A 2,845-nucleotide genomic window follows, 5' to 3' on the forward strand; every position below is an offset into this window, starting at 1 on the left:
TTGTAAGCTCAGAACCAATTTGCCCTAGAGCTCCTGTAACTAATATCTTTTTCATTTTAAATCCTCCCTTTATATTTTTAGAAATTTTTAATCTTTATACAATGGGAATTTATCACAAAGATTTTCAACCTTTCCCTTTATATCTTCCTTATCAACTTTCTGCTCTAAAGTTAAGTTTATTATATTAGCTATTTCCTTCATATCTTGTTCGTTCATCCCTCGTGTTGTAACAGCAGGTGTTCCAAGCCTAATACCACTGGTCACAAAAGGTTTCTCCGGATCAAATGGTACAGTGTTCTTATTAGTAGCTACATTTACATCTTCTAAAAGTTTCTCAGCCTCTTTACCTGTAAGATCTTTATTCCTAACATCTATTAATATTAGGTGTGTATCAGTTCCACCAGCAACTATTCTAAGTCCTTTTTCTTCCAATGATTCTGCTAAAACTTTAGCATTTTTAATCACTTGTTCCTGATCTTCTTTGAAATCATCTTTTAATGCTTCTCCAAAAGCTACTGCTTTTGAACCAATTACATGCATAAGAGGTCCACCTTGTATGCCTGGGAATATTGCCTTGTCTATCTTTTTAGCATGTTCCTCTTTACAAAGTATAGCTCCACCTCTAGGCCCTCTCAACGTCTTATGAGTTGTAGTTGTTACAAAGTCCGCATAAGGTACTGGATTTTGATGAAGTCCAGCAGCTATTAAACCAGCTATATGAGCCATATCTACCATTAGATAAGCTCCTACTTCTTTAGCTATATCGCTAAATTTTTTAAAGTCTATAGATCTAGAATAAGCAGTTGTTCCTGCTACTATAAGTTTTGGTTTTTCTTTTAAAGCTATCTGCCTAACTTCTTCATAGTCTATTTGTTCAGTATCTTTATCTACCCCATAAGCTACAAAATCATAATATTCACCTGAAATATTTACGGGACTTCCATGCGTTAAATGCCCTCCTTGTGAAAGATTCATTCCTAGAACCTTATCACCTGGTTCTAATACTGCAAAGTACACTCCTAAATTTGCACTGGAGCCAGAGTGTGGCTGAACGTTTGCATGATCAGCACCAAATAATTTTTTCAGCCTATCAATAGCTAAAGTTTCTACCTTGTCTACTATCTCACAACCGCCGTAATAACGTTTTCCCGGGTAGCCTTCAGCATACTTATTAGTAAGTTGGCTTCCCATAGCCTCCATTACTTGTTCTGATGCAAAGTTTTCTGAAGCAATAAGCTCAATATTTTGCTGTTGCCTTTCAATTTCTTCCCCAATGTAGTCAAACATAACCTTATCATTCTCTTTTAACTTCTTAAAATCCATAATTACGCCTCCTCATGTATCTATTTTTATAATAAACTTACAACCTTTATTTAATATATTTCAAATGGTATCGTATAATTTGAACTTAATACTTTTGCTCTTACATATTCATTATATGCATAAATTCTCTAAAATTTCAAATTGAAATAAAGTAATAATACTAGGTATTTTAATGGGACAGTTTTTACCTAGAATTTTCACAGAATTAGCAGCAACATTTAATGGTTTATTTGGTAATTTCTTGGAGTTTGTAATTCCACTTATAATAGTAGGATTTGTAGCTCCTGGTATAGGTGATTTAGGTTTAGGGGCTGGAAAGCTTCTAGGAATAACAGCGGCAATTGCTTATGGTTCATCAGTATTCTCTGGAATACTTACCTATTTCACATCTTCGCTAGTTTTCCCAAGATTTTTAGAAGCTGGAAGTCTAGTAACTGATGCTGCAGACCCATCTGAATCACTATTAGAGCCTTTATTTGTAGTTGAGATGCCGCCTATATTCGGAGTTATGACTGCACTTTTAATTGCTTTTATTTTAGGACTCGGAATAGCAGCTATCAAAGGAGATATGTTAAAGAAAGCTGTAGGAGAATTTCAAAATATTATAGAACTTGTAATAGGTAAAATAGTAATTCCTTTACTGCCTTTACACATTCTTGGAATATTTGCAAATATGACATATGCTGGGCAAGTAGCAACAATATTATCAACCTTTGCTAAGGTATTTGTTATGATATTAATTTTACACTTTACAGTTATAGTTATTCAGTATTTGATAGCTGGAAGCGTCGCTGGAAAGAATCCATTCAAAGCTATTAAAAATATGATACCAGCTTATTTAACTGCAATAGGTACTCAGTCATCTGCAGCGGCTATTCCAGTTACTCTAGAACAAACTAAAAAGAATGGTGTAAGAGACGAAATAGCAGAATTCGTTATACCACTTGGAGCAACAATTCATTTATCTGGAAGTACAATAACACTAGTTGGAGTAGCAACGGCAGTAATGATGCTAAATAATATGCCACTTAACTTCAGTTCTATGCTTCCGTTTATAATGATGCTAGGAGTTACTATGGTTGCAGCACCTGGCGTTCCAGGCGGAGCAGTAATAGCTGCACTTGGTTTATTTGAAACTATACTAGGTTTCCCAGAGCCGATGCTTGCGCTTGTAATCGCGCTTTATGTAGCACAAGATAGTTTTGGAACTGCTTGCAATATAACAGGAGACGGTGCTATAGCAATTTTCATGGACAAGATTTCAGGAAACATAACTAAGGGTTCAACACAAGAAGAATAGTTATATAAACTTTCAAGTTGAAAATATAGTATTTAATGAAATATTTTAGGCAGCAAATGTGAAATTTCACATTTGCTGCCTTTTATATTCATAACTTTTCTATTCTTTCTATAGCATCATCTATATAGGCCTGCAATTCCGGATTAGAATTTTTTCTAGCTTTTAAAAGTAGTGGAATGTTTTTTTCATCCCCTATATTCCCTATTGCTACAATGGCATTTC

General features: G+C 34.5%; 2 protein-coding genes. One reads left to right on the forward strand and one right to left on the reverse strand.

Annotated elements, in window-relative coordinates; all coding sequences use genetic code 11:
* Positions 1–87 precede the first annotated feature (87 nt).
* On the reverse strand, positions 88–1,323 hold the full coding sequence (gene glyA, locus ACTHW2_RS12540) for a serine hydroxymethyltransferase (RefSeq protein WP_442264237.1): 1,236 nt from the start codon (positions 1,321–1,323) through the stop codon (positions 88–90).
* 154 nt (positions 1,324–1,477) lie between these two features.
* Here glyA and ACTHW2_RS12545 point away from each other — a divergent pair, with 154 nt between their 5' ends.
* The gene (locus tag ACTHW2_RS12545) at positions 1,478–2,623 is read left to right on the forward strand and encodes a dicarboxylate/amino acid:cation symporter (RefSeq protein WP_442264238.1); all 1,146 of its coding nucleotides are present in this window, start codon (positions 1,478–1,480) and stop codon (positions 2,621–2,623) included.
* Positions 2,624–2,845 lie beyond the last annotated feature (222 nt).

This window comes from Tissierella sp., assembly GCF_052089545.1.
In the GTDB taxonomy this organism is placed as follows: Bacteria; Bacillota; Clostridia; order Tissierellales; family Tissierellaceae; genus Tissierella_A.